This window comes from Lysobacter sp. ESA13C (assembly GCF_019970005.1).
Classification (GTDB): Bacteria; Pseudomonadota; Gammaproteobacteria; order Xanthomonadales; family Xanthomonadaceae; genus Lysobacter; species Lysobacter antibioticus_B.
The window spans coordinates 224376-248722 of record NZ_JAHXYK010000008.1 but is presented as its reverse complement, the minus strand read 5'-3'; the positions used below and the strand labels follow the sequence as shown (position 1 = coordinate 248722).

Here is a 24347-nt window from a genome sequence, read left to right as displayed (position 1 = left end):
CATCGAAACCGGCCTCAGCGCCTTGTTTCGTGCTCGTCACCGAAGTGCCCGAGCGAGCCGCACACTATACAGCAGTTTTCGTGAACGTCAACACCTGTCCGCGAAACTTTTTGCTGCTTCCCGACTCGTCGTCCGTTTCGTTTTTCCGAAGCTTCCGTCTCACCGGGCCGCGCATCTTACAGCATGTTTTCGACTCGTCAACACTTATCGAAACCGCCGTTTTCTGCGCCCCACCGACCTCACAAACCGGTCAGCGGGCCGCGCATCTTACAGCAATGTTTCAGACCGTCAACACCTGTCGAAACCGCCCTTTCTGCGCGTCCCCGCCGTGCGATGCGTCTGCTCAGCGGGGCCGCGCATTATGCATACATGAATACGCATTGGGAAGAGGATCACGAAAAGAATTTCACAGCGCTCGCATTGACGCGCGCCGGCCGCTTCGATGATGTTCGAGGCATTCTCCAACCGCAGGGATGAGCGCTATGTCGACGCTACGTGCAGCGATCGTTTGCCTGGGCCTGCTCCTCTCAGGCTGCGCGTCCAATGACGGCGAATCCTGGGTGGAACTCGCTGGTCGCCGCTATACGGTGGAAGTCGCCGCCGACGATGCATCCAGGGCGCGCGGGCTGATGTTCCGCGACGAGATGGCCGCCGACCGGGGCATGGTGTTCGTCCACGACGGCGAACAGGCGCTGGCCTACTGGATGAAGAACACCCGGATCCCGCTCGACATCCTCTACTTCGATGCCCGCGGGCGGCTGGTGTCGCAACGCCGCGACGTGCCGCCGTGCTCGGCCGGCGATGCCTGCCCGCCGTATCCGAGCGATGCGCCGGCGAAGTATGTGCTCGAGCTCAATGCCGGCCAGGCGGCTCAATTGAACCTGCGCGACGGTGCCGCGCTGCAGTTCGGGCCGGGGATCCAATAAAGACGGGCGGTGGGATCACGCCGGCCTGGGCAGGCCCCGCGATGCGGGATACCTGTATCGGGCGCCTTCACGCAGGGAAAGACACCCAAGAAGCGAGCCAAACCGGCCGGAGCCGGCCATCCGCCGGGACGAAAAGCCCGCGCAGCGACGCTTCAGACTTCCATCATCTCGAAATCGTCCTTGGTCACCCCGCAATCCGGGCAGGTCCAGGTGTCCGGCACGTCCGCCCAGCGCGTTCCCGGGGCCAGGCCCTCTTCCGGCAGCCCCTGGGCTTCGTCGTAAATGAAGCCGCACACGACGCACATCCAGGTGCGGTAGGCGGTGGTCGCGGCGATCTCGGACATGGGCGGATAATGCGGGGATTGCGGGACGCGCATTGTCACACCCCGCCCTCCCCGACGGAAGCCGACGCATGAATTCTCCTTGGCCGCGCCGCGGCCTGTACGCGATCACGCCCGACGAAGCCGACACCGGTCGTTTGTCGGCCCGGGTCGACGCCGTGTTGGCCGCCGGGGCCCAGTGGCTGCAATACCGGAACAAGTCCGCCGACGACGCCCTGCGCCGGCAGCAGGCCTTGGCCCTGCTGGCGATATGCCGGCGCCATCGCGTGCCGCTGATCGTCAACGACGACTGGCGTTTGGCCGCCGAAATCGGCGCCGACGGCGCGCACCTGGGCGAAGACGACGGCCAACTCAGCGCGGCCCGCGCCGCGCTCGGCCCCGATGCGATCCTCGGCGCCTCTTGTTACGACGATATCGAACTCGCCCGCAGCGCCGCCGCCCAGGGCGCCGGCTACGTCGCTTTCGGCGCCTTCTTCCCCTCGCCGACCAAACCGCATGCGCGGCGGGCCTCGCCGCAGTTGCTGACGCAGGCGGCGGCGCTGAACCTGCCGCGGGTGGCCATCGGCGGCATCACCCCGGACAATGCGCGCTCGCTCGTCGATGCCGGCGCCGATTTGCTGGCGGTCATCAGCGGCGTGTTCGATGCGCCCGACCCGGCCGCTGCGGTGCGCGCCTACCTTTCCTGTTTCGAAGAAGCCCCCCCATGAATAACACCCGCTCCCACGAGCTGTTCACCCGCGCGTCCGAACTGCTGCCCGGCGGCGTCAATTCGCCGGTGCGGGCCTTCAAGTCGGTCGGCGGCGAGCCGTTCTTCGCCGAACGCGCCCAAGGCGCTCATCTGTACGACGTCGACGGCAACCGTTATATCGACTACGTCGGTTCCTGGGGCCCGATGATCGCCGGCCATGCGCATCCGCAGGTGTTGGCCGCGGTCGCCGAGACCATGCGCCATGGCCTCAGCTTCGGCGTGCCGAATGCGCTCGAGGTGACGATGGCCGAGGCGATCACCCGCATCGTGCCGAGCTGCGAGATGGTGCGCATGGTCAATTCGGGTACCGAAGCGACGCTGTCGGCAATCCGGGTGGCGCGCGGCGCGACCGGGCGCAGCCGCATCGTCAAGTTCGAGGGCTGCTATCACGGCCACGGCGACAGCTTCCTGGTCAAGGCCGGCAGCGGCGCGCTGACCCTGGGCCTGCCGAATTCGCCGGGCGTACCGTCGGCGCTGGCCGACCTGACCCTGACCCTGCCCTATAACGATTTCGACGCCGCGACGGCCTTGTTCGACGAGGTCGGCGGCGAGATCGCCGGCCTGATCATCGAGCCGATCGTCGGCAACGCCAACTGCATCCTGCCGCGCAACGGCTACCTGCAGCATCTGCGCGAGCTGTGCACGAAGCACGGCGCGCTGTTGATCTTCGACGAAGTCATGACCGGCTTCCGCGTCGCCCTGGGCGGCGCGCAACAGCGTTACGGCATCGTTCCGGACCTGAGCACCTTCGGCAAGATCATCGGCGGCGGCATGCCGGTCGGCGCCTACGGCGGTCGCCGCGACCTGATGAGCCAGGTCGCGCCGAGCGGCCCGATCTACCAGGCCGGCACCCTCAGCGGCAATCCGGTCGCGATGGCCGCGGGCCTGGCGACCCTGGAGCTGATCCAGGCGCCGGGCTTCCACGATGCCTTGGAACGCAGCACCCATGCGCTCTGCGATGGTCTGGAAAGCGCGGCGAAAGCCGCTGGAATCGCCTTCCACACCACCCGTGCGCCGGGCATGTTCGGCCTGTATTTCCGCGAAGGTCCGGTCGAAAGCTTCGCCGATGCCCTCGGCTCGGACACCCAGCGCTTCAACCGTTTCTTCCACGGCATGCTCGAACGCGGCGTGTATCTGGCGCCATCGGCGTTCGAGGCCGGCTTCGTGTCGAGTGCGCACGGCGAGGCGGAAATCGCCGAGACCATCGAAGCGGCGCGGGCGACGTTCGCTACGTTGTAAGGCGTCCGCTCGCGGGCTGAGGCAAGAGCAAATCCCCCCTGCCCCCCTTCTTAAAAGGGGGGAACGGCACGGGATGTGGGCGAGTTGCGGTTAGTGCCGTTCGCCGCCGCGAACGCGCAAACAAAAGGCCGGCGAATTCGCCGGCCTTTTGTTCTTCATGGCGATTAGAAGGTAAACGTAGCGCTCAGGCCGATGTTGCGCCGGGCGCCGAACCAGCAGTCGCCGCGGCCCATGCAGATGCTGAAATAGCGCTTGTCGGTCAGGTTGTTGACGTTAAGCGCCCAGCGCCATGCGCCGGTGTCGAACGACACCATCGCGTCGGCCAGCGTCACCGAAGGCGTGGTCGGCGCCGGCAAACTGTCGAACGCGCTCATGTAACGCAGGCCCAAACCGGCGGCGAAACCGTCGCGCCCCCTGATGCTGAAACGCTGCTTGCCCCACACCGCCGCCTGGTGGCGCGGCGTGGCTTCGAGCTGCTTGTCGTTGTCGAGATAGTTGTAGTGCGCGGTGATGTCGAAGCTGGAAGTCACCCTGCCGGTGAGTTCGAGCTCGAACCCGCTGACCTTGGTCTTGCCGGCCTGCACATTGGTGTTGTGGTTGGCCGGATCGGGCACCAAGCGGTTCTCTTCGCGCAATTCATAGGTTGCGGCGCTGAAACTCAGATCGCGGCCGGCCGGCTCGAACTTGAGGCCGGCTTCGATCTGCTCGCCCTTCTGCGGCTTGTAGCGCACGCCGGTGAGGGCATTGGTGCCGGCCACCGGGGTGAAGGACTCGCTGTAACTCACATACGGCGACCAGCCGGCCCAGTCGTGGAACATCACGCCCAGGCGCTTGGTAGTGGCATTGGAGGTCTCGTCGGCGGCGCCGACCAGCCCGCTCTTGGCGCGATCGTGGCGCAGGCCGGCGACGACGATCCAGTGATCGCCGATGCGCATCTGGTCCTGCAGATACGCGCCGACCTGGCGCTGGCTGCTCTTCACCGCCGGGCCGAACGGCGGCGGCGTGTACGGCGTGTAGACGGGGCGGTAGATGTCGATCGGCGGCACCGTGCCGCCGCGCGAGGGCGAGCCGTCGAACAGTTGCGCTTCCTCCTGCTTGAATCGCACTGCGTCCAGGCCGAGCAGCATCTGATGCTCGATCGCGCCGGTCTTGAAGCGGCCTTCGACGTGCTGATCGAGGTTCTGCATCCGCACCCGGTTGTGGGCGAACCAACCTTCGCGATTGATGACGCGTTGCTCGGCATCGATGAAGGGATTCAGCGGCGCGCTGAAGGGATCGCCGTAAAGGCTGGCGTAATCGACCTTGTTGCGCGCGGCGCGGAACGACTGGCGGACGGTCCAGTTGTCGTTGAAACGATGCTCGAACAGCCAGCCCGCACTGGTGCGATCGGTGTCGTAATGATCGCCGGGATTGCCGATGAAGCGGTTGGCCGGGACGCGCCCGTTCGGGTTCGGCGCCAACAGGCCGCTCCAGCCGAAGAACTGCGAAGTCGAACCGGTGCGGTCCTGCTGCCAGCGCAGTTGCAGCGTCAGCGAGGTGTCTTCGCTCGGCTTCCAGGTCAGCGAGGGGGCGATCAGGCGGCGGTCGTCGTCGACGTGGTCGACCTGGGTTTCGCTGTCGCGGTAGACGCCGACGATGCGATACAGCCAGGTGCCGTCGGCGGTCAGGGGCCCGGTAAAGTCGGCGTTGACCTGGCGGCGGTCGAAGCTGCCCAGTTGCACGCCGATTTCGCGCTGCGCCTGCGCCTGCGGACGCTTGCTGACCAAATTGATCACGCCGGCCGTGCTGCCCTGCCCGAACAGCATCGAGGACGGGCCGCGCAACACTTCGATGCGCTCGAGCATGTAGGGATCGGTGCGCGCGGAGCTGGTGTAGTAGTTGAAGTTGCTGCGCAGGCCGTCGAGATATTCTTGCGGCGAGCTGCCGCGGATCAAGGTCCAATCGCCGCGCGAGTCCAGGCCGTACGCGTCCGAGCGCACGCCGGCGGCGTAGTTCAATGCGTCCTGCACGTTCAAGGCGCCCTGGTCGGTCATGCGCTCGCGGGTAACCACGGTGATCGCTTGCGGGGTCTCCGAGATCGGCGTGTCGGTCTTGGTCGCGGTGCTGGCGTTGCCGGCCTTGTAGCCGATGGACGCGCCTTGGACGACGATGTGGTCGAGCGTCTTGGCCTGGTCGGCGGCGGCATCCGGGCCTTCGGCCAGGGCCGGAAAGCTCAGGCAAAAACCAATGGCCAGGGCGAGGGGCGCCGGGACGTGACGGCTGCAGGGCATGCGGGGGACTCCGGAGTCTAAAGCAAACGAGAATTATTATCGTTTAGTGAAGAACCGTAAAGACCTGCCCCTACCGGAGCGCCTGCGAAGGCGATACCGGCGCGGTTTCCATGAGGTAAGCGCTAGAGATAGCGGGCGATGCGCTCGGCCAACCGGTCCAGCACGGCGCGATCGGCAGGTGCCGGCAAGCCGTCGCGGTACAGGCGCAAGATGCCGTCGTGCTCGCGGCGCGGCTGCACGTGCAGATGCACGTGCGGCACTTCCTGGCCGCCGGCCTCGCCGTTGGATTGCCACAAATTGAGCCCGGCCGGCCGGTCTTGCGCCGCCAGGGCCTTGGCGATGCGCACCGCGATCGCCATCAGATGGCCGGCGGTGGCTTCGTCGAGGGCGTAGATGTCCTCGATGTGCCGGCGCGGCACCACCAGGACATGGCCTTCGACCGCCTGGCGCAAGTCCATGAAGGCCACCGCGACCTCGTCCTCGTACACCCGGCTCGCCGGCGCGCGGCCGGCGAGGATGGCGCAGAAGATGCAATCGCTCATCGCGCCCAAAGTCAGCGCCCGGCTCAGCGCCCGAGGAACTGCAGCAAGGCAGCGCGCAGGCGCGCGAGCCCGTCGGCAACGTCTTCGTCGCCGATGTTCAGCGCGGGCACGAAACGCAGCACGTCCGGCCCGGCCTGCAACACCAGCAGGCCGTGCTCGATGCAGCGGTCGAGGATCTCGCCGGCCTTGCCGGCGTGTTCGGGACGCAACTGCGCGCCGATCATCAGGCCGCGTCCGCGCACTTCGGAGAACAAGCCGAGTTCGCTGTCGAGCGCGGCGAGGCCGGCACGGATCGCCTGCGCCTGACGTTCGACGTTGGCCATCAGCTGCGGCGAGTTCAACTCGCGCAACGCAGCGCCCGCGACCGCCGCGGCCAACGGATTGCCGCCAAAGGTGGTGCCGTGGGCGCCGAACTGCATCGACTGCGCGGCCTTCGGCCCGACCAGCATGGCGCCGATCGGAAAACCGCTGCCGAGTGCCTTGGCCAGCGTCACCACGTCGGGCACGACCTCGTAGCCGTGGCAGGCGAACAGACGCCCGCTGCGGCCCATGCCGCACTGGATCTCGTCGAGGATCAACAGCGCTTCGTGGCGGTCGCACAGATCTCGCAGACCGCTCAGGAACTCCTGCGTGGCCGGCGTTACCCCGCCCTCGCCCTGGACCGGTTCGACCAGCACCGCGCAGACGTCGCCCGCGCCCATCGCCGCTTCGGCCGCGGCCAGATCGTTGAAATCGCTGTAGCGGAAGCCCGGCGGCAGCGGCTCGAAACCTTCGTGGTACTTCGGCTGCGCGGTCGCGGTGACCGCGGCCAGGGTGCGGCCGTGAAAGCTGCCGCGGAAACTCAGGATCACCCGGCGCTCGGGCTCGCGGCCCTGCGCGGTCGCCCACTTGCGCGCGAGCTTGATCGCCGCCTCGTTGGCTTCGGCGCCGGAGTTGCACAGGAACACGCGTTCGGCGAAACCGGCGGCGGACACGAGCTGCTCAGCCAGGCGCAGCGGCGGCTCGCTGATGAACACGTTGCTGGTATGCCAGAGCTTGCCGGCCTGTTCGGTCAGCGCCTGGATCAGCGCCGGATGCGCATGGCCGAGCGCGTTGACCGCGATGCCGGCGCCGAAGTCGACGTACTCGCGGCCGTCCAGGTCCCACACGCGCGAGCCCTTGCCGTGATCGAGCACGATCCGGCGCGGGCGGTAGACGGGCAGGTAATAGCGCTCGGAGAGGGCGTAGAGCGAGGCGGTATCCATGCGGGCGGCGGTCGCGATCGAGGAAGAAGAACCGACATTGTCGCGCATCGTGCCGGCGGCTGCAGCGGCGCGGGGGCAAGACCGCGCGGGCGTTCGGCGGCTGCGCGCCGGCCGGATCGAACCGCCGACGGACTGGCGCCGGCCGCGCCGGGCCATCTCCGTCGCGGTGCCGAAGGCGCCGATCGCGGCACCCCGACACGCTCGCGGCACTTCCCTCCCGCGCGGTTCGCGCCGACCCTGACCGACGCGTCGGCGCTGCGATGGCGCGTCGCCGGACATTCCATGTTCTCCTTCGATGAGGAAACGTCATGAGTTCACGCCGTAGCCGCACCGTTCGCCTGCTTCCCGCCGTGCTCGCCGTGGTCCTGGCCCAGGCCGGCGCCGCGCCGCCTAAGATCGCGATCACCGAAACCGCCCCCTTCGATGCCGCCTCGGTGCCCGCCTTCACCGGCGACTACGCCGATGTCTATGCGCACCTGGAAAAACAGCGTGCGGCCGACCTCGCCCAGTTGCAGCGCTGGGTCAGGCAGCCCTCGATCAGCGCCCAGGACAAGGGCATCGACGCCATGGCCGAACTGCTGCGCGGCGACCTGCAGGCGCTCGGCTTCCGCGATACCGCGCTGGTGCCGACCTCCGGCCACCCGGGTGTCTACGGCTATTACGACGCCGGCGCCGAACACACGCTGGTGGTCTACATGATGTACGACGTGCAGCCGATCGAACCCACCGGCTGGAAGGTCGACGCCTTCGACGGCGCCCTCGTCGACGACCCCAAGCTCGGCAAGGTGCTGATGGCGCGCGGCGCGACTAACCAGAAGGGCCCGCAACGCGCCTTCCTCAATGCGCTCGACGCGGTGATCCAGGTGCGCGGAAAACCGCCGGTGAACCTGATCGTGCTGGCCGAAGGCGAGGAGGAACTGGGCTCGCCGCATTACCCCGAAGTCGTCGCCAAATACGAGGCGCAACTGCGCAAGGCCGATGGCGTGTTCTTCCCGATGAACACCCAGGACCGCGACGGCGAAGCCTCGATGTTCCTCGGCGTGAAAGGCATCCTGTACCTGGAGCTGGAAGCCAAGGGCAATGCCAAGACCGGCGGCCCGCAGAAAAGCGAGGTGCACGGCTCGCTCGCGGCCAAGCTCGACTCGCCGAGCTGGCGCCTGGTGCAGGCCCTGGCGACATTGACCACACCCGACGGCGAGATCGCCGTGCCCGGCTATCGCGATGCTATCCGCGCACCGAACGTCGAAGAACAGCGTTTGTTCAACGGCCTGGTGGCCAAGCGCGCCGGCGACACTCAGAAACAACTCGATGCTTTCGGCGCGGCGCGCTGGAAGAACGGCCGCAACGACCGCGACGCCAGCGCCGCGGAATTGTTCGACACCACCCTCAACATCGACGGCCTGGTCGCGGGCTACACCGGCGAAGGCGTCAAGACCATCCTGCCGCACCGCGCCGTGGCCAAGGTCGATTCGCGCCTGGTGCCCGACCAGACCCCCGACGAAGCCGTGGCACTGATCCGCAAACAACTCGACGCCAAGGGCTTCGACGACATCGAGATCCGCAAGCTGTCCGGCTACCCGCCGGCGCAGACCTCGGTCGAAGCCCCGTTGACGCGCGCCGCGATCGGCACCTACCGCAAGCACGGCTTCGCCCCGCCGGTCGCCCCGCGCATCGGCGGCAGCGCCCCCTACTACGTCTTCACCCAGACCCTGGGCCTGCCGATGATCGCCGGCGGCCTGGGCCACGGCAGCGGCGCCCATGCGCCGAACGAATACATGGTGATCGAACCCCTGAAGGGCTCGAAGATCGCCGGCCTGGTGCAGGCCGAACAGTTCTATGTCGATCTGTTGTATTCGCTGGCGGAGGCGTTGAAGCAACCGAAGTGAAGTAGTGAGTCGGGTGGCTTCGCACGGGAGCCCGAGGCAGCGATGGTCTGCCGTTGCCGTGAAGATGTCGCTGTTGCTGTTGCTGTTGCTGTTGCTGTGCGCAGCTTGGCACTAGCGAAGGCTATGGAAGACCCGAAGGGCGGCGCGCAGGGATGCGCGCCGTTTTTCATCGGGACAGGGATGTCCCGTATGAAAAAGCCCTGCGTATGCACCGAGCATGCGGGCCTGTGATTCAAAGCAAAAGCATTTTTCTTTGATGACTTTTGACCGAAGGGAATCCAGACGGACTTTTGTTGCTTTAGACAAAAGAAAGTTACCCGCCGCTTTAGTGGCGGAAGCTTTAGGCGTTTGATCCTGATCTTGTTTTTGAAGAAGCCATAAGCAAGAGCAGAGCTTCCGCCCGCTACGCGGCCGGGTTACTTTCTTTTGCTAAGCTCAAAAGTCCGTCTGGATTCCCTTCGGTCAAAGGTAACCAAAGAAGAGGGCTCTCCTTGCAAGGGCACAGGCCACGAGTGCGCAGCTGTCGCAGGGATTTTTCGATAGGACATCCTTGTCCTATCGAAAAACGGCGCACGTCCTGTGCGCCGCCCTCCGGGTCTCCACTGGACCGGCAAAGCGGCAAAGCAGATCAAAATCTCGGCAACGGCAACGGCAGTAGGACGCCGCTCCTACCCAGAGCGCAGATGGAGAACGGCGCACTGCGCCGCTCCCCATCCAGAACGCCATCAATCGAGAAACAAATCCGGCAGCGGCTGCTTGCTCGCATCCACCGCGTATTCGCTGAAGTCGGTCACCCCGGCCTCGCCGAGCACTTCCTCGTCGATCAGGAAACGTCCGTAGAACCCCTGCGCCGGGCGCACCAACACCGCGTGCACCGCATCGGCGACGATGCTCGGCTTGCGGCAGCGGTCCATCGGGATGCCCGGGATCAGGTTCAAGGCATCGGTGGCGATGATCGTCCTCGGCCACAGCGCGTTGACGGCGATGCCCTTCGGGCCGAATTCGCCGGCGAGGCCCAGGGTCACGAAGCTCATGCCCATCTTGGCCAGGGTGTAGCCGGTATGCGGCGCCCACCACTTCACGTCCAGGCTCGGCGGCGGCGCCAGGGTCAGGATGTGCGGGTTCGCGGCCTGCTGCAGGTACGGCAGGCAAGCCTGCGCGCACAGGAAGCTGCCGCGCGAGTTCACTTGCTGCATCAGGTCGAAACGCTTCATCGGCGTGTCGAGGGTGCCGCGCAACCAGATCGCGCTGGCGTTGTTGATCAGGATGTCGATGCCGCCGAAGGTGTCGACGACCGCGGCGACCGAAGCGTTGACTTCGTCTTCTTCGCGAATATCGCACTTGAGCGCGAGTGCGCGGCCACCGGCCGCTTCGACTTCGGCGGCGACGCTGTGGATCGTGCCCGGCAACTTGGGATTGGCGACCGAAGACTTGGCGGCAATGGCGATGTTGGCGCCGTCGCGCGCGGCGCGCAGCGCGATCTCGCGGCCGATGCCGCGCGAGGCGCCGGTGATGAAGATGGTCTTGCCGGACAAGCTGCTCATGGAAGCTCCTGGGAGGCGGACGCCGGGCTCCCGAGTGGAAGCCCTGCGCTGGACAAAGGATTCGACCGATGCGCGGAACGCAAACACAGCGACGACGCTGCCAGTTCCTGTTCCGCGACGGCGCGGCCGTATCGGCGGATCGTAGCGGACCGGGTGCACCATGCGCTTGCGCGCCCTGTGCGTACGGAAGCAGGCCGCACGCGCCGCCGGCGTCAACGCGGCCCCCGCCTGATCGCCGCGCGGTTTCAACGAATCCCTAATCCCGAATCCCGGCCGTCAAGGCTTGGGCCCCTGCCCCTCGTTGTCTTCCCAATGCAGGATGCGCCGGGTGACGAAGCGGTAGACCGGCTTGCCGGTCGCGAACCAGAGTTCGCGCAACCAGGAATGGCGCTTGAGCACGCGCCGTTCGACCGGCGTCAGCGCCTGCGGGCAATAGGTGCGTTTGTGCTTGAGCAGATGGCGCAGGTCTTCGCGCGCCAGCAGGCGCATCCAGCGCGAACGCGGGTCGCCGCTGGCGGCGAGCTGGAAATCGATGATCGCCGGGCGGCCGTCGACCAACACCAGCCAGTTGGCCTCCTTGGCCAAGTCGTTATGGGCCAGGCCGCGCCGATGCAGCCGCTGCAGCAGGCGCCGGGCCTGGCGGAAATAAGCCAGGTCGCCGTGCGGCGGGCGTTGGTACATGGCGGCGCCGTCGAGATAGCTGCGGTCGAGCCGGCGCCCGTCCCAACGCAGCAACTGCGGGGTGGCCTCGAGGCCGTCGACGCGCTGCAGCGCGCGCGCCTCGCGCCGCGCCAGCCACCAGGCCGGCAGACGCAACCACCACGGCACGTGGCCCAGATCGCGGCGCACGAACAGCCCGTCGCCATCGCGCATCAGGGCGATACGGCCGAAGCTATCGGCCTTGAGTGCGGCGACTTCGATGACATCACGGGACATGCCGCCAGTGTAGCCGGGGTCGGAATCGGGAATCGGGAATCGGGACAGGCGAATGCATCGGCCGAGGCAGGGCAAGCGCTTACGATTCTCGATTCTCGATTCTCGATTCCCTATTCCCCATTCCCGCCCCCAGGCAGTGCCGTAGGTCACGACCTGCCGTCAAGCACAGGCAGTCATCCGCGCAACAGACATCGCTGCCTATAATCGGCCGATGGAACCTGCCTGGCTAGAAAGCGCGACCGCATGGATCGCGGCCAATCCGATCGCCGCAGGCATCGTGATCTTCTTGATCGCGTTCTGCGATGCCCTGGTCATCGTCGGCATCGTGGTGCCCGCCCTGCCCCTGTTGTTCGCCGTCGGCACCCTGGTCGGCCTCGGCCACATCAGCGGCCCGTATGCGCTGGTCTGCTCGACCCTCGGCGCCTTCGCCGGCGACGGCCTGAGCTATTGGGTCGGCTACCGCTGGGGGCCGCAATTGCGCCAGCGCTGGCCGTTCTCGCGTTATCCGCAATGGCTGGACCGCGGCGAAGGCCTGTTCCGCCGCCACGGCAGCAAGAGCATCGTGATCGCGCGCTTCGTCGGCGCGGTGCGGCCGTTCGTGCCGGCGATCGCCGGCATGTTGAAGATGCCGATGAAGCGCTACGCGATCCCGAGCTTCGGCGCCTGCCTGGTGTGGTCGGCGCTGTTCCTCGCACCCGGCTGGGTGCTCGGCGCTTCCTACGACGCCGTCGCCGCGGTCGCCGATCGCCTCGCGATCGTGCTCGGCGCCTTGCTGGTCGCGGTCGCCCTGGTCTGGGCCACGGTGCTCTACACCTGGCGCTGGTTCGCCTCGCACGCCAACAACCTGCTCGCGCGCGCCTTGCGCTGGACCCGCGCGCATCCGCGCCTGGGCCGCTACGCCGCGGCCCTGATCGACCCTAATCGCCCCGAATCGGCCTCGCTGGTGATGCTTGCGGTGTGCCTGCTCGGGATCAGCTGGATCTGGTTCACCCTGCTCGCCACCCTGCTTGCGAGCGGCGGCCCGCTGGCGATCGACCACAGCGTCCACGAGTTCATGTGGACTTTGCGCAATCCGCTCGCCGACCGCTTGATGGCGGGGCTGGCGAGCCTGGGCGATGCCTCCGTGCTCGGCCCGGCCTCGCTCGCGGTGCTGGTCTACCTGGCCTGGCGCCGGCGCTGGATGGCGGCGGCGCACTGGGTCGGCGCGATCGTGTTCGGCCTCGCCCTGACGTCGTTGCTGGAAGCGGCGATCGACATGCCGCGCCCGCCGACCGCGCCGGCCGGCTTCGGTTTCCCTTCGGTCGCAGTGACGATGACCACGATCGTGTTCGGCTTCTTCGCCGTGCTGATCGCACGCGAACTACCGGGCCGGCAACGCGTATGGCCGTATCTGCTGGCCGGCGTGGTCACCACCCTGGTCGGCTTCGCCCGTCTCTACCTGGGCGCGCACTGGCCCAGCGACCTGGTCGGCGGCACCTTGTTCGGCATCGTCTGGCTGTTGCTGCTCGGCATCGCGTATCGCCGCCACGTCGCGCGCTCGTTCTGGATGCGGCCGTTGGCCTGGCTGTTCTATACCGTCTTCGTCGCCGCCGCGCTGTGGCATGCGCCGCGCTCGGCCGACGCCTTGCTGGCGAAATTCGCCGCCGCCACGCCGACCACCGTGCTCGAAGCCGGGCCGTGGTGGAAGAGCGACTGGGCGACGCTGCCGGCGCAACGCAACGAAAGCGACGTGCGCCAGCGCTGGCCGCTCGACATCCAGATCGCCGGCCCCTTGCCGCCGCTGCGCGCGAGCCTGGAAGCCAACGGTTGGCGCGTGCAGGAGCAAGCCAACTGGCTAGCGACCATCGCCCTGCTCGACGACGATGCGCCTGCGCGCGATCAGATCGTGCTGCCGGCGACGCTGGATGCGCAGGCCGAAGCGCTGCTGATGCTGCGCGACGGACCGAGCCCGGACGTGCAGTACGCCCTGCGCTTGTGGCCGGCGCCGGCGGTGCTGTCCGACGGCACCCCGCTGTGGGTCGGCACCACCCAGACCCTGCGCTTGAACAAGCCCTTCAACGCCGCCGCCTTGTGGCTGCCGGAATCCGACGACGGCCGCGCCCATGCCGAAGTACGCAAGGCACTGACCGGCTTCACCATGATCGAACAGGCGCACCCGAAGAACGGCACGCGCGTGCTGCGCCTGCAATCGCGGTATCGAGTGCCGGGTACCGACCCGGCGCCGTGAGCGCACCGCGTGATCGGCGCCCGCATGTGCGGCGCCGATCGATCAAACCGTGCGTGCGGGCTTAGGGCAATACCGTCAGCAGGTGCTCCAGGCGCTGATGCGGCCCATCCATCTGCAGCAGCGCCTGGCGCTGGGTCAACGACAGCGGCAATAGTTCGGTCAGCCGCCAGCCGACCCAGGCTGCGTCGTCCATGCACGAACGCGGCGCCTTGGCATGCTCGCCGCCGATCTGTTCGAGCAGGTGCTCCAGCAAGGTGACCAGCAACGAATGCTCGGGCCGCACGACCTCGCTCGGTTCCGGCGCGCACCACTGCACCTCGGCGACCTGCAGGCCGTTGTCGCGCACCCGCACGCGCTCGGCGTGGAAGCGCCGCACGCCGCGCACGCGCAAGGTCAGCAGACCGTCCTCGCCGGTACCGAAATCCTCGATCACCGCCTCGGTGCCGTAAGCCGCGGCCGCGGCCGGCGCACCGGCCTCGTGGCCGTCGATGATCAGGCAGACGCCGAAACCGCGCCCCTGTCGGCCGCAATCGCGCACCAGGTCCAGATAGCGTCGTTCGAACACGCGCAAACCGAGCGCCGCACCGGGCACGAGCACGGTGTGCAGCGGAAACAAGCCCAGCGATTCGGAAGCGTCGATGTCTGCGGACATGGCGGCAGTGTAGCCAAGACCGGCTGCGGCCACGATATGCGGCGGCTTGCTGGGGGCGCTGCGTCCGGCAGTAGCCCGCACGGCAATCGTCGCTTGCTTGGCTCGCGGCCCCTCTATCGCCGGCCCGGGTCGTCGGGGCTTATGGTCGGCGAGGGTGAGCGGTTGCCGTTGCCGTTGCCGTTGCCGTTGCCGTTGCCGTTGCCGTTGCCGTTGCCGTTGCCGTTGCCAAGATTTTGATCTGCTTTGCCGCTTTACCGGTCAAGTGGAGACCCGGAGGGCGGCGCACAGGACGTGCGCCGTTTTTCGATAGGACAAGGATGTCCTATCGAAAAATCCCGGCGACAGCATCGCACTCGTGGCCTGTGCCCTTGCAAGGAGAGCCCTTTTCTTTGGTTACCTTTCTTTTGGGCTTAGCAAAAGAAAGTAACCCGGCCGCGTTAGCGGACGGAAGCTCTGCACTTGCTTGTGACTTCTCGCTGAGAAGCAAGATCAAACGCTAAAAGCTTCCGCCACTAAAGCGGCGGGTTACTTTCTTTTGTCATAAGCAACAAAAGAAAGCTAACCAAAGAAAAATGCTTTTCTTTTGAATCACAGGCCCGCACGAGCGGTGCCTCCGCAGGGATTTTTCATACGGGACATCCCTGTCCCGATGAAAAACGGCCCGCATCCCTGCGGGCCGCCCTCCGGGTCTTCGATTGCCTTCGCAACTGCTCGGCTACGCACAGCAACAGCTAAAGCCGAAGCCGAAGCCGAAGCCGAAGCAGAAGCAGAAGCAGAATCTTTACGGCAAAGGCGAAAGCCGGTGTTGCCTGGCGTCGTGACCGGCGCCGGCTCAGGAACGGGCGCGGTCGCGGCTTGTGACCGAAGGAAATCCAGTAGGACGCCGCTCCTACCCCGAGCACCTGCCAGCTACGAAGCTAAATCGAAGCGGCGCGGTCGCGGCTTGTGACCGAAGGAAATCCAGTAGGACGCCGCTCCTACCCCTGGGCACCGGTCAGCTGCGAAGTTAGATCGAAGCGGCGCGGTCGCGGCTCACGCCGCTCCTACAGGGTCTCGGGGGGGCAACGTTAATTACGCCGTCTGCGCGTCCTGCAATGCGGCGAAAAACCGCCGCGGGGCGCCATCGAAACCGCCGTTCGACATGAACACGACATGGTCGCCGGCGCGTACGCGTTCGCTCAACGCGGCGATCAGGGCATCGGCGTCGGGCACGGTCACGCCCTCGCCGCGCAGGCCGGCGACGACCTTGCCGGCATCCCAGGCCAGTTCGGGCCGATGCAGGAACACCACGGTGTCGGCGCCGTCGAGCGACGGCGCCAGGGCGTCGGAATGCGCGCCCAGGCGCATCGAATTGCTGCGCGGTTCCATCGCCACGACGATGCGCGCGTTGCCGACGCGTGCGCGCAGGCCGGCGAGCGTGGTGGCTATCGCTGTCGGATGATGGGCGAAGTCGTCGTAGACGGTGACGCCGCCGGTTTCGCCGATCACTTCCAGGCGGCGCTTGACGCTGCGAAACGCGGCCAGGGCCGGCAGCACGCTGGCGACATCGACGCCGACCGCGTTCGCCGCGGCCAGCGCAGCCAGGGCGTTCATGACGTTATGGCGGCCGAGCAAGGGCCAACGCACTTCGCCGACTTCGACGCCGTCGTGGATCACCGCGAAGGCGCTGCCGTCGGCTTCGATCAAGCGCGCGGTCCATTCGAAGGCCGGTGCCGCCGATTCGGAGTGCAGGCCGAAGCGCTCGACCGGGGTCCAGCAGCCCATCGCCAGCACTTCGCCCAGGCGCTCGTCTTCGCCGTTGACGATCAGGCGGCCGCGGCGCGGCACGGTGCGCACGAGGTGATGGAACTGGCGCTGGATCGCGGCGACGTCGGGGAAGATGTCGGCGTGGTCGTATTCGAGATTGTTGAGGATGGCCACCAACGGACGGTAGTGGACGAACTTGCTGCGCTTGTCGAAGAAGGCGGTGTCGTACTCGTCGGCTTCGACGACGAACTCGCGGCCGGCGCCGATACGCGCGGACACGCCGAAATCCTCGGCGACGCCGCCGATCAAAAAGCCCGGCTGGCGGCCCGCGGCTTCCAGCAGCCAGGTCAGGATAGTCGTGGTGGTGGTCTTGCCGTGGGTGCCGGCGACGGCGAGCGTGTCGCGGCCCGGCAGCACCTGTTCGCACAGCCACTGCGCGCCGGAGGTGTAGCGGCGGCCGTCGTCGAGGACCTGCTCGACCGCGGCGTTGCCGCGCGACAACGCGTTGCCGACCACGATCTCGTCGCAATCGGCGCCGATGTGTTCGGGCCGATAGCCTTGCTTGAGCGCGATGCCGAGCTGTTCGAGCTGGGTCGACATCGGCGGATAGACCGCCTGGTCGCTGCCTTCGACCTCATGGCCGAGTTCGCGTGCGAGCGCGGCGACACCGCCCATGAAAGTACCGGCGATGCCCAAGATATGTAGCTTCAAGATCCGAGGTCCTGGATTAACGTCGAAGGTCCAACGCGAGCGGCTCCTGCACGGCACCGACGCCCCCTCTCCCGCCTGCGGGAGAGGGCAAGGGCTGAGGGCGCGGGAGTCGGCGTGCGCAGAAGCGCCACGGCTGCCGATCCCGCTACCGCGAAACCTGTGCGGTGGCTGGAAGGGCGAATGCCCTCACCCCAACCCTCTCCCGCAAGCGGGAGAGGGAGAAGAACCGGGGCGCGAACGCGACGCAGAAGAAACGGGGCTCAACCGACCGTCGGCGCCGGTTCCAGCGCTTCGATGATGCGGGTGAACACCACGTCCAGCGAGCCGACGCCGTCGACCACGGTCAGGCGGCCATGCTGGCGGTAGTACTCGATGACCGGCGCGGTCACGTCGTCGTAGACCTTCAGGCGCGTGCGCACCGCTTCCGGGCTGTCGTCGACGCGGCCCTGCTCGGCGGCGCGGCCGGCGATGCGCTGGACCAGCAATTCGGTCGGCACTTCGAGCTGCACGGCAAAGTCCATCGGCTGGCCGATCTTCTTCAGCAGCACGTCGAGCGCATCGGCCTGGGCCAGGTTGCGCGGATAGCCGTCGAGAATGAAACCGCCGGCGGTGTCGGGACGCGAAAAACGGTCCTCGAGCATGCCGAGCAGGATCTCGTCGCTGACCAGGTTGCCGGCGTCCATCACCGCCTTGGCTTCCAGACCCAGCTTGGAACCGGCCGCGACTTCGCCGCGCAACAGATCGCCGGTGGAAATATGCGGCACCTGCAAATGCTCCTTAAGCCGCGCAGCCTGCGTGCCCTTGCCGGAACCGGGCGCGCCCAGAAGTACCAATCGCATCAACATCGCTCCTGAAAACTAACGAAATCGTCGCGGCCGGCGTTCGCCACGCCAGCCTCGCAGCCCACCGGCCGCACGAGGCTGGCCAGTCCGCGGGGCGGCGCTACACTCGGAGCCGCCATTCACCCGCCGGGCAAAATATTGCTGGCAGCTTACCGCAATCCGGCCGAAATCCTGGAATCCCCATGCCCAACGGAACTTTGCTGTACGCCCAATCCGGCGGTGTGACCGCCGTCATCAATGCCACGGCCTCGGCCGTGATCGAAACCGCCCGGGCCCGCAAGGTCAAGGTGCTGGCCGCCCGCAACGGCATCCTCGGCGCCCTGCGCGAGGAGCTGATCGACACCTCCCGCGAGTCGGCGGCGGCGATCCGCGCCCTCGGTCACACCCCGGGCGGCGCCTTCGGCTCCTGCCGGGTCAAGCTCAAGTCGCTGGAGGCCGACCGCGCCCGCTACGAGCGCCTGCTGGCCGTGCTCAAGGCCCACGACGTGCGCTGGTTTCTCTACAACGGCGGCAACGACTCGGCCGACACCGCCCTCAAGGTGTCCCGGCTCGCGGCCGAGTTCGGCTATCCGCTGACCTGCATCGGGGTGCCGAAGACGGTCGACAACGACCTCGCGGTGACCGACTGCTGCCCCGGCTTCGGCTCGGCCGCCAAGTACACCGCGGTGTCGGTGCGCGAGGCCGCCCTCGACGTGGCGGCGATGGCCGAGACCTCGACCAAGGTCTTCGTCTACGAGGCCATGGGCCGACACGCCGGCTGGCTGGCCGCGGCCGCCGGCCTGGCCGGCCAGGGCCCCGACGACGCGCCGCACCTGATCCTGTTCCCGGAGCGCCCCTTCGATGAGGCCGATTTCTTCGCCAAGGTCCGGGCCACGGTCGAACGCGTCGGCTATTGCGTGGTGGTGGCCAGCGAAGGCATCCAGACCGCCGACGGCCGCTTCGTCGCCGATGCCGGCGGCGGCCACGACTCCTTCGGCCACACCCAGCTCGGCGGCGTCGCCTCGCACCTGGCCGGACGGGTCAAGGACGCCCTGGGCTACAAGGTGCATTGGGCCCTGCCCGACTATCTGCAACGTTCGGCCCGCCACTTGGCCTCCAAGACCGACGTCGAGCAGGCCCGCGCGGTCGGCAAGGCCGCGGTCGAGTTCGCGCTGAAGGGCCACAATTCGGTGATGCCGGTGATCGTGCGCACCTCGGACGCGCCGTATCGCTGGAAGATCGAGGCCGCGCCGCTAAGCAAGGTGGCCAACCACGAGAAGAAGATGCCGGCCGGTTTCCTGCGCAAGGACGGCTACGGCATCACCGCCAAGGCCCGCGCCTATCTGGAGCCGCTGATCCGCGGCGAAGCCCCGCCGCCGTACGGCCGCGACGGCCTGCCCAAGTACGTGGCGCTGAAGAACGTCGCGGTGAAACCCAGGCTGCCGGCCTTCGAAGGCTGACCGAACTGCGACGGCCGGCCGTTAACGCCATCGCGAAACCGGCCTGAGCGCGCCGCCCGCAGCGGGCGGCGCTATCCTCGGGCGGCGGCGGGTCGCCGCCCCAAGGACCGCGTTCGATCATGGACAGTTGGACGAAGGCCGCCACGAAGGCCACCAAGAAAGCCGTACTGTCGGCCAGCCTCGCCGCCCTCGTACTGGCGGCGGCACCGGCCTGCGCCGGCGAGGGTTATCTGTTGCATCGCTACGGCGACAAACCCGCGCGCGGCCTGATCTATGCCGACAGCAGCTGGATCGGGACCGCTCTGACGCCCGAAGAGGAAAGCCGGATCCTGTTCGCGGACGGCCCCGACGCGGCGATGAGCGCGCGCGAAGCGGCGCCGCGTTCGATCCAGGTGTTCGAGGTCATGGAACACAAGTCCGCGCCGGACAAGATCGTCCACCACCTGCAGTTCGACTGCGCGCGCGGACAGGCGCGCAGCACCGCGGCCGAGGTGTATTGGCGCAACGACACCGAAGAAACCCGGGCGCCGAGCGAGTGGGCCGCGACGCCGGCCGGCTGGATGACCCAGGCGCAGCGCTTCGCCTGCGAGCCGGCCTCGCGCAAGCCCGAACACGGCATGACCCCGCTCGACGGCGCGGCGAACCAGCTGACCGTGGTCGACCTGTCCTGGCAGCGCTTCTGGACCGACGGCAAGCGGCCGCGCTACACCACCACACGCTCCAAGACCCAGATCGCCGCGCGCCAGCAGGAGGTCGAAAGCACGCTCGCGCGCCTGTCCGGCGCGATGAACCAGGTCCACGCCGAACTGCGCGACCAGCAGGACGATGCCCGCGCCCAGGCCGAAGCCTCTGCGCGCAGCGCTCGCGCGAGCGAACGTCGCCAGCGCACGCCGAACCCGGCGCTGGAAAGCTGGATCGACGCGCCGCTGCAATTGCTGGTCGGCACCTGGGGCGATCCGCTCTCGTACCGCGAGGAAGACGACAGCCGCTGGCTGCACTACGTGCTCGGCGCGACCGGGCCGATGCGCGAGGCGCCCCCATCGGCACCGGCCCCGGAAACCGGCCGCTGCACGGTCAAGTTCATGGTCCGCAAAGGCAGCATCTACGACTACACCACCAGCGGCGCGGGCGCATCGTGCAAGAACGCCGCCATCCCGGTCCGCTCCGCTTCGATATGAATGCGCGCCGGCATCGAGCACCGTTATCGGATAAGAGCGCATGATCGTGCATTGCCGCCGCCGCGACCTGTCGCCCCTATCCCGTACGCCATGACTGCCGAACGCCCCGTGCCGGCTTCGCTGCATCCCTGGATCGAACGCATCTGGGTGCAGGCGCGTCCGGCCGAGCCAGCGCGCGCCCAGCGCGAGCATTCCTTGCCGAACGGCTCGATGCATCTGGTCGTGCGCCTGGACGGACCGGCGCTGCGCTTGTACGCCGATGCCGACGATCGCATCGGCCGTCGCCACGCCGCCGCGACCGTCGCCGGCATCCGCGCCACGTATTGCATCAAGGACACCTCGACTCCGGCCGCATCGGTCGGTGTCGTGCTGCGCCCCGGCGCGGCGCTGGCCTTGTTCGGCGTGTCCGCGGCCGAGCTCGCCGGCCAACACGTAGCGCTGGGCGATCTGTGCGGCAATGCCGCCGAGCTGCTGTACGAGCGTCTTGCCGTAACCGACGATCCGCACCGTCGTCGCCAGGTGTTCGAGCGTTTCCTGCACGAGCGTCTGCGCCCGTTGCGCGGCCTCGACCCGCAGATCGCGCGGGCGGCAACCCGGCTCGAACGAGCCTCCGGCACGGACGACACCATCGCCGCGATCGCCGAAGCCGGCGGCCGCAGCCATCGCCACTTCATCGCCGGCTTCCGCGATGCGGTGGGCTTGGCGCCCAAGCGCTATGCGCGCGTGCAGCGCTTCCGCCGTCTGCTCGCGGCCTTGTCGGCGACGCCGCGGCCCGCATGGGCGCAGCTCGCGCTCGAGCAAGGTTATTTCGACCAGTCGCACCTGATCCGCGAGTTCCGCGAATTCGCCGGGGTCAGCCCGCGCGAGTACCTGGCCGCACCGCTGGCCGCGCCGCATCATCTGCCGATCGGACCGGGCTAGGCACGCGGTTCTCCTACTCGACGACGCCGGTCAATTTTCTCCAATCCTCGCGAGTGGCCCGCAGCCATGCTGGCGCCGACATCCACCACGGAGCCCGCCATGGCCGTCCACGAGTTGTTTTCCTATCTGTGCGTCGGCGACGCCCAGGCCGCGATCGCGTTCTACTGCAAGGTCTTCGACGCCACCGAAAAATTCCGCCTGGTCGAACCCGGCGGCCGCATCGGCCACGTCGAACTCGACCTCGGCGGCACCACCCTGATGCTGTGCGAGGAATTCCCCGAGGTCGAGATCCGCCGTCCCGAACCGGAGCGCGGCCACAGCCACACCCTGCACCTGCATGTCGACGATGCCGACGAAGTGGTCGCACGCGCGGTCGCCGCCGGCGCGCACCTGGCGATGGCCCCGCGCGATCACTTCTACGGCGAACGCTCGGGCACCGTCATCGACCCGTTCGGACATCGCTGGAACATCGGCCACAGCATCGAGCAGATCGAGCCCGACGAAATGCAGCGCCGCTACGAGCAGGAGCCGGATTGCTGAGGACGGCGAACCTAGGACGGCAGGCCGCGTCCCGCGCGGCCTGCATATCTGCGCGCACGGGCCGCTCGCAGCGGCGCGTGCCCATCGAGGCTTGGCGCGCAGGCGATGCTGCAGACGCCCGTGCGGGCGCGAGTTCAGTTTTCGCGGACGCCGCAAGCTGTGCGCTGCGTCAGGAATAGGCACACAGCACATTAACCATGCGGCGAAACCCGTTGAATCGCCTGGGCGATTGCGGCACTCTGCCATCGCGCGCGTTCATGCACCTAATGGCGGACGCACGGACGCTGAGTTTCGACACATCAAGGAGGCCTTCATGAAAGGCAAGCTGTTACCGCTGCTCATTCTCTTGCTGCCCTCGGCTTCGGCCCTGGCCGGCAAGTGCGAAGACAATTTCACCAAGTCCGGCAACCCGCTCAAGGGCACCGAGTATTCGACCTCGGTAACCGTGCCGGGCCTCAGCGTCGCCAGCGCGGTCGGCCAGATGAACAATATCGCCGTGTCCGACGGCATGAACGTGATCGACGCGAACAGCCAGACCGGCTCGCTGCTGCTCGAAGTGTCGCCGAACGTCGCCCATCGCGGCCTGCAGGTCTACGTGACCGCGGTGCCGGACGGCACCGTGACGATGTTGATGAAGACGCGCCGCGGCGCGCTCGCCAACGCCGACTCGATCAAGACCTCGATGTGCAAGATGCTGTACCAGCTCAAGCCCGGCAAGGCACCGCCGAAGGCCGCCGGCGGCGCCAAGCCGATCTCGATCTCGGCGATCAAGCTGGCCGACGAAGTCTCCAAGACCGTCGAAGACAACGTCGCGATGATCGACGTGCGCAACAAGGGCAAGACCTACCGCGTCAGCGGTTACTTCCTGGGTTCCGAATCCGGCAGCGGCGGCCTGAGCGTGTTCTACGACATGAAGCCCTCGTTGCTGCCCGGCTTCATTCCGAGCAGTCGCGACGCCATCGTCTTCACCCGCGTGATGTGCCACATGGCCTCGGACCAGCGCGGTTATTCGATGACTTTGCGCAAGGGCGACAAGCTCGACCTGGTCGGCACCTTCGACTCCTACCAGGCCGACACGCGCCTGATCCACATCGGCAACTGCCGGGTCGCCAAGTAAGCGCAGCGGCTTCGCAACGAAGCCGCCGCACTGAAGCGGGACGAAAGAAAGGGCCGCATTGCGGCCCTTTCTTTATGCGCGCCGTGGCACGCGACGATTCTTCGGCTGAAGTCCGGCAGGCGCGCAGGCCTTCGCTCAGCCGCCGCAGCCCTGGCCTTCGACTTTCATTTCGGCAGCGAACATCGGAATCGCGGCGAGCTTGTTGGCCGCGGCCTTTTCCTTTTCGTCCTGCAGGTACAAGCGCGACTTACCCTGCGCATCCAGGGTCGGCGGCACCGCGGCCGCGGCCGGCTTACGCCAGATCCGCACCACCGCCTGTTGCTGTGGGCAGGCGGCGCTGGGCACGCGGATCAGATCGTTGAACTTCCAGCCGCCGGCTTCGGAAGGCTGCGCCTTGGCGGCGTCGACGAAACGCGCACGGGGCTGACAGTTCGGGCTGGTGCGCACGACCGCGAATTTGTAGGGATCGGCGGCCTGGCCGGTGAATATCCCCTCGACCCGCGCGCAGGCTTCGGGAATCTGGCGCAGGGTGTGCAGGCGGGCGACCGCCTGGGCCGGGATCGGCCCGCGCTTGATCTCGGGCACCGGGTCGGCGGCGGTCGCGAGCGCAGGCAGGCCCGCGCACAGGATCGAAACGAATAAAACGGGAACGAATCGCATCGTCGGCTCCGGTCTCACAAGGCCGGCGCAGACTGGCACGCATTGGCTGAACCCTCGCCCGCCGGGGGCGGAAGCCCGGCCGACGGCGCTCACAGGCCCTAACCGCGAACGCGCCGGCCGCCTGCAAGCGGCGGCCGACGCGCGGGTCGACGCGACCCGGGGTTCAACCGGCCGGGTTCATTCCAGCGGGATGGGGCACTGCTTCTGCACGCAGCACGACCAGCAATAGGCCTGGGTGTTGCCGGACAGCTTGCAGTCGTAGATGCACTGCGCCATTTCCGGCGTGATGCTGGACCCACCGGCCGCGGCGGTCAGCCCCAGCCCCATACCGAACACGAACACACAACATGCGATCAGCTTCTTGCTCATGGACATCTCCTGACTTGAGGTTCGATGGAAAACCCTTTCCTGTACTCAAGCGCACACCGGCATCGGCGCCGCAACGACGCGTCCGCCCGTGGCTCCCCCTGCGGGCCGTGCCCGCAGTGCGCATCGGCAGACCGTGGCGATTCCCTGGCCGGCACGATGCGCGCCATCGATCTAAGCGGCGCAGCGCAGGCAGTGTCAAACCGATGGCCTGTCGGCGCCGTGCGAGCGTCCGCGCGCCCATGCATGCCGCTGCGCCGGTCGCTGCGCAC

21 protein-coding genes are annotated in these 24347 nt (G+C 67.4%); 10 read left to right on the top strand and 11 right to left on the bottom strand.

Annotation, left to right across the window (positions count from 1 at the left end):
* Positions 1–482: 482 nt before the first annotated feature.
* Positions 483–926: a DUF192 domain-containing protein gene (locus LC490_RS17450; protein WP_031374069.1), complete on the top strand. Its 444-nt coding sequence runs from the start codon at positions 483–485 to the stop codon at positions 924–926.
* A 152-nt stretch (positions 927–1078) separates the two neighbouring features.
* Here LC490_RS17450 and LC490_RS17445 read toward each other — a convergent pair whose 3' ends face one another.
* On the bottom strand, positions 1079–1303 hold the full coding sequence (locus LC490_RS17445) for a rubredoxin (protein WP_223621016.1): 225 nt from the start codon (positions 1301–1303) through the stop codon (positions 1079–1081).
* A gap of 35 nt (positions 1304–1338) precedes the next feature.
* Here LC490_RS17445 and thiE point away from each other — a divergent pair, with 35 nt between their 5' ends.
* Together thiE and hemL are read left to right on the top strand one after the other, a co-directional pair.
* Positions 1339–1974 (top strand): thiamine phosphate synthase, encoded by a 636-nt coding sequence (thiE, locus tag LC490_RS17440; RefSeq protein WP_223621008.1) that lies wholly within the window; start codon positions 1339–1341, stop codon positions 1972–1974.
* Complete coding sequence (gene hemL / locus LC490_RS17435; protein ID WP_223621007.1) at positions 1971–3254, top strand: glutamate-1-semialdehyde 2,1-aminomutase; 1284 nt, start codon at positions 1971–1973, stop codon at positions 3252–3254. Before thiE ends, hemL begins: the two co-directional genes overlap by 4 nt.
* A gap of 164 nt (positions 3255–3418) precedes the next feature.
* Here hemL and LC490_RS17430 read toward each other — a convergent pair whose 3' ends face one another.
* The 3 genes from LC490_RS17430 to LC490_RS17420 all read right to left on the bottom strand — a co-directional run bounded on the left by LC490_RS17430 (position 3419) and on the right by LC490_RS17420 (position 7310).
* Complete coding sequence (locus tag LC490_RS17430) at positions 3419–5524, bottom strand: TonB-dependent siderophore receptor (protein ID WP_223621006.1); 2106 nt, start codon at positions 5522–5524, stop codon at positions 3419–3421.
* Between the two features lie 122 nt (positions 5525–5646).
* Positions 5647–6066, bottom strand: a complete 420-nt coding sequence (locus tag LC490_RS17425) for an HIT family protein (protein WP_031374064.1) — start codon at positions 6064–6066, stop codon at positions 5647–5649.
* A gap of 23 nt (positions 6067–6089) precedes the next feature.
* Positions 6090–7310 (bottom strand): acetylornithine/succinyldiaminopimelate transaminase, encoded by a 1221-nt coding sequence (locus LC490_RS17420; protein WP_223621015.1) that lies wholly within the window; start codon positions 7308–7310, stop codon positions 6090–6092.
* Positions 7311–7618: 308 nt separating this feature from the next.
* Between LC490_RS17420 and LC490_RS17415 the strand changes: the two genes are divergently transcribed.
* Entirely contained in the window at positions 7619–9196 is a 1578-nt protein-coding gene (locus LC490_RS17415; RefSeq protein ID WP_223621005.1) for a M20/M25/M40 family metallo-hydrolase, read from the top strand.
* Between the two features lie 725 nt (positions 9197–9921).
* Here the strand turns inward: LC490_RS17415 and LC490_RS17410 are convergent.
* On the bottom strand, positions 9922–10740 hold the full coding sequence (locus LC490_RS17410; RefSeq protein WP_223621004.1) for an NAD(P)-dependent oxidoreductase: 819 nt from the start codon (positions 10738–10740) through the stop codon (positions 9922–9924).
* Between the two features lie 276 nt (positions 10741–11016).
* Positions 11017–11676: a serine/threonine protein kinase gene (locus LC490_RS17405; RefSeq protein WP_223621003.1), complete on the bottom strand. Its 660-nt coding sequence runs from the start codon at positions 11674–11676 to the stop codon at positions 11017–11019.
* Positions 11677–11887: 211 nt separating this feature from the next.
* Between LC490_RS17405 and LC490_RS17400 the strand changes: the two genes are divergently transcribed.
* Positions 11888–13903, top strand: a complete 2016-nt coding sequence (locus tag LC490_RS17400) for a bifunctional DedA family/phosphatase PAP2 family protein (protein ID WP_223621002.1) — start codon at positions 11888–11890, stop codon at positions 13901–13903.
* A 61-nt stretch (positions 13904–13964) separates the two neighbouring features.
* Here LC490_RS17400 and LC490_RS17395 read toward each other — a convergent pair whose 3' ends face one another.
* From LC490_RS17395 to LC490_RS17385, 3 genes are all read right to left on the bottom strand, one after another.
* Positions 13965–14555 (bottom strand): LON peptidase substrate-binding domain-containing protein, encoded by a 591-nt coding sequence (locus tag LC490_RS17395; protein WP_223621001.1) that lies wholly within the window; start codon positions 14553–14555, stop codon positions 13965–13967.
* Positions 14556–15626: 1071 nt separating this feature from the next.
* Complete coding sequence (gene mpl, locus LC490_RS17390; RefSeq protein ID WP_031370361.1) at positions 15627–17015, bottom strand: UDP-N-acetylmuramate:L-alanyl-gamma-D-glutamyl-meso-diaminopimelate ligase; 1389 nt, start codon at positions 17013–17015, stop codon at positions 15627–15629.
* A gap of 257 nt (positions 17016–17272) precedes the next feature.
* Complete coding sequence (locus LC490_RS17385; RefSeq protein WP_031370360.1) at positions 17273–17851, bottom strand: adenylate kinase; 579 nt, start codon at positions 17849–17851, stop codon at positions 17273–17275.
* Positions 17852–18036: 185 nt separating this feature from the next.
* On the opposite strand from LC490_RS17385, the gene LC490_RS17380 reads away from it, so the two are divergent.
* The 5 genes from LC490_RS17380 to LC490_RS17360 all read left to right on the top strand — a co-directional run bounded on the left by LC490_RS17380 (position 18037) and on the right by LC490_RS17360 (position 23049).
* On the top strand, positions 18037–19293 hold the full coding sequence (locus LC490_RS17380) for a 6-phosphofructokinase (protein WP_223621000.1): 1257 nt from the start codon (positions 18037–18039) through the stop codon (positions 19291–19293).
* Between the two features lie 119 nt (positions 19294–19412).
* Entirely contained in the window at positions 19413–20471 is a 1059-nt protein-coding gene (locus tag LC490_RS17375) for a hypothetical protein (RefSeq protein ID WP_223620999.1), read from the top strand.
* A gap of 90 nt (positions 20472–20561) precedes the next feature.
* Positions 20562–21392 (top strand): AraC family transcriptional regulator, encoded by an 831-nt coding sequence (locus tag LC490_RS17370; protein ID WP_223620998.1) that lies wholly within the window; start codon positions 20562–20564, stop codon positions 21390–21392.
* Positions 21393–21491: 99 nt separating this feature from the next.
* Entirely contained in the window at positions 21492–21932 is a 441-nt protein-coding gene (locus LC490_RS17365; RefSeq protein ID WP_223620997.1) for a VOC family protein, read from the top strand.
* A gap of 313 nt (positions 21933–22245) precedes the next feature.
* On the top strand, positions 22246–23049 hold the full coding sequence (locus LC490_RS17360; RefSeq protein WP_031370355.1) for a hypothetical protein: 804 nt from the start codon (positions 22246–22248) through the stop codon (positions 23047–23049).
* Positions 23050–23184: 135 nt separating this feature from the next.
* On the opposite strand, the gene LC490_RS17355 is transcribed toward LC490_RS17360, so the two are convergent.
* The gene (locus tag LC490_RS17355) at positions 23185–23709 is read right to left on the bottom strand and encodes a hypothetical protein (RefSeq protein ID WP_223620996.1); all 525 of its coding nucleotides are present in this window, start codon (positions 23707–23709) and stop codon (positions 23185–23187) included.
* 177 nt (positions 23710–23886) lie between these two features.
* Positions 23887–24078 carry a hypothetical protein gene (locus LC490_RS17350; protein WP_152566055.1) on the bottom strand — a complete coding sequence of 64 codons (192 nt, stop codon included), beginning with the start codon at positions 24076–24078 and terminating at the stop codon, positions 23887–23889.
* Positions 24079–24347: the final 269 nt, after the last annotated feature.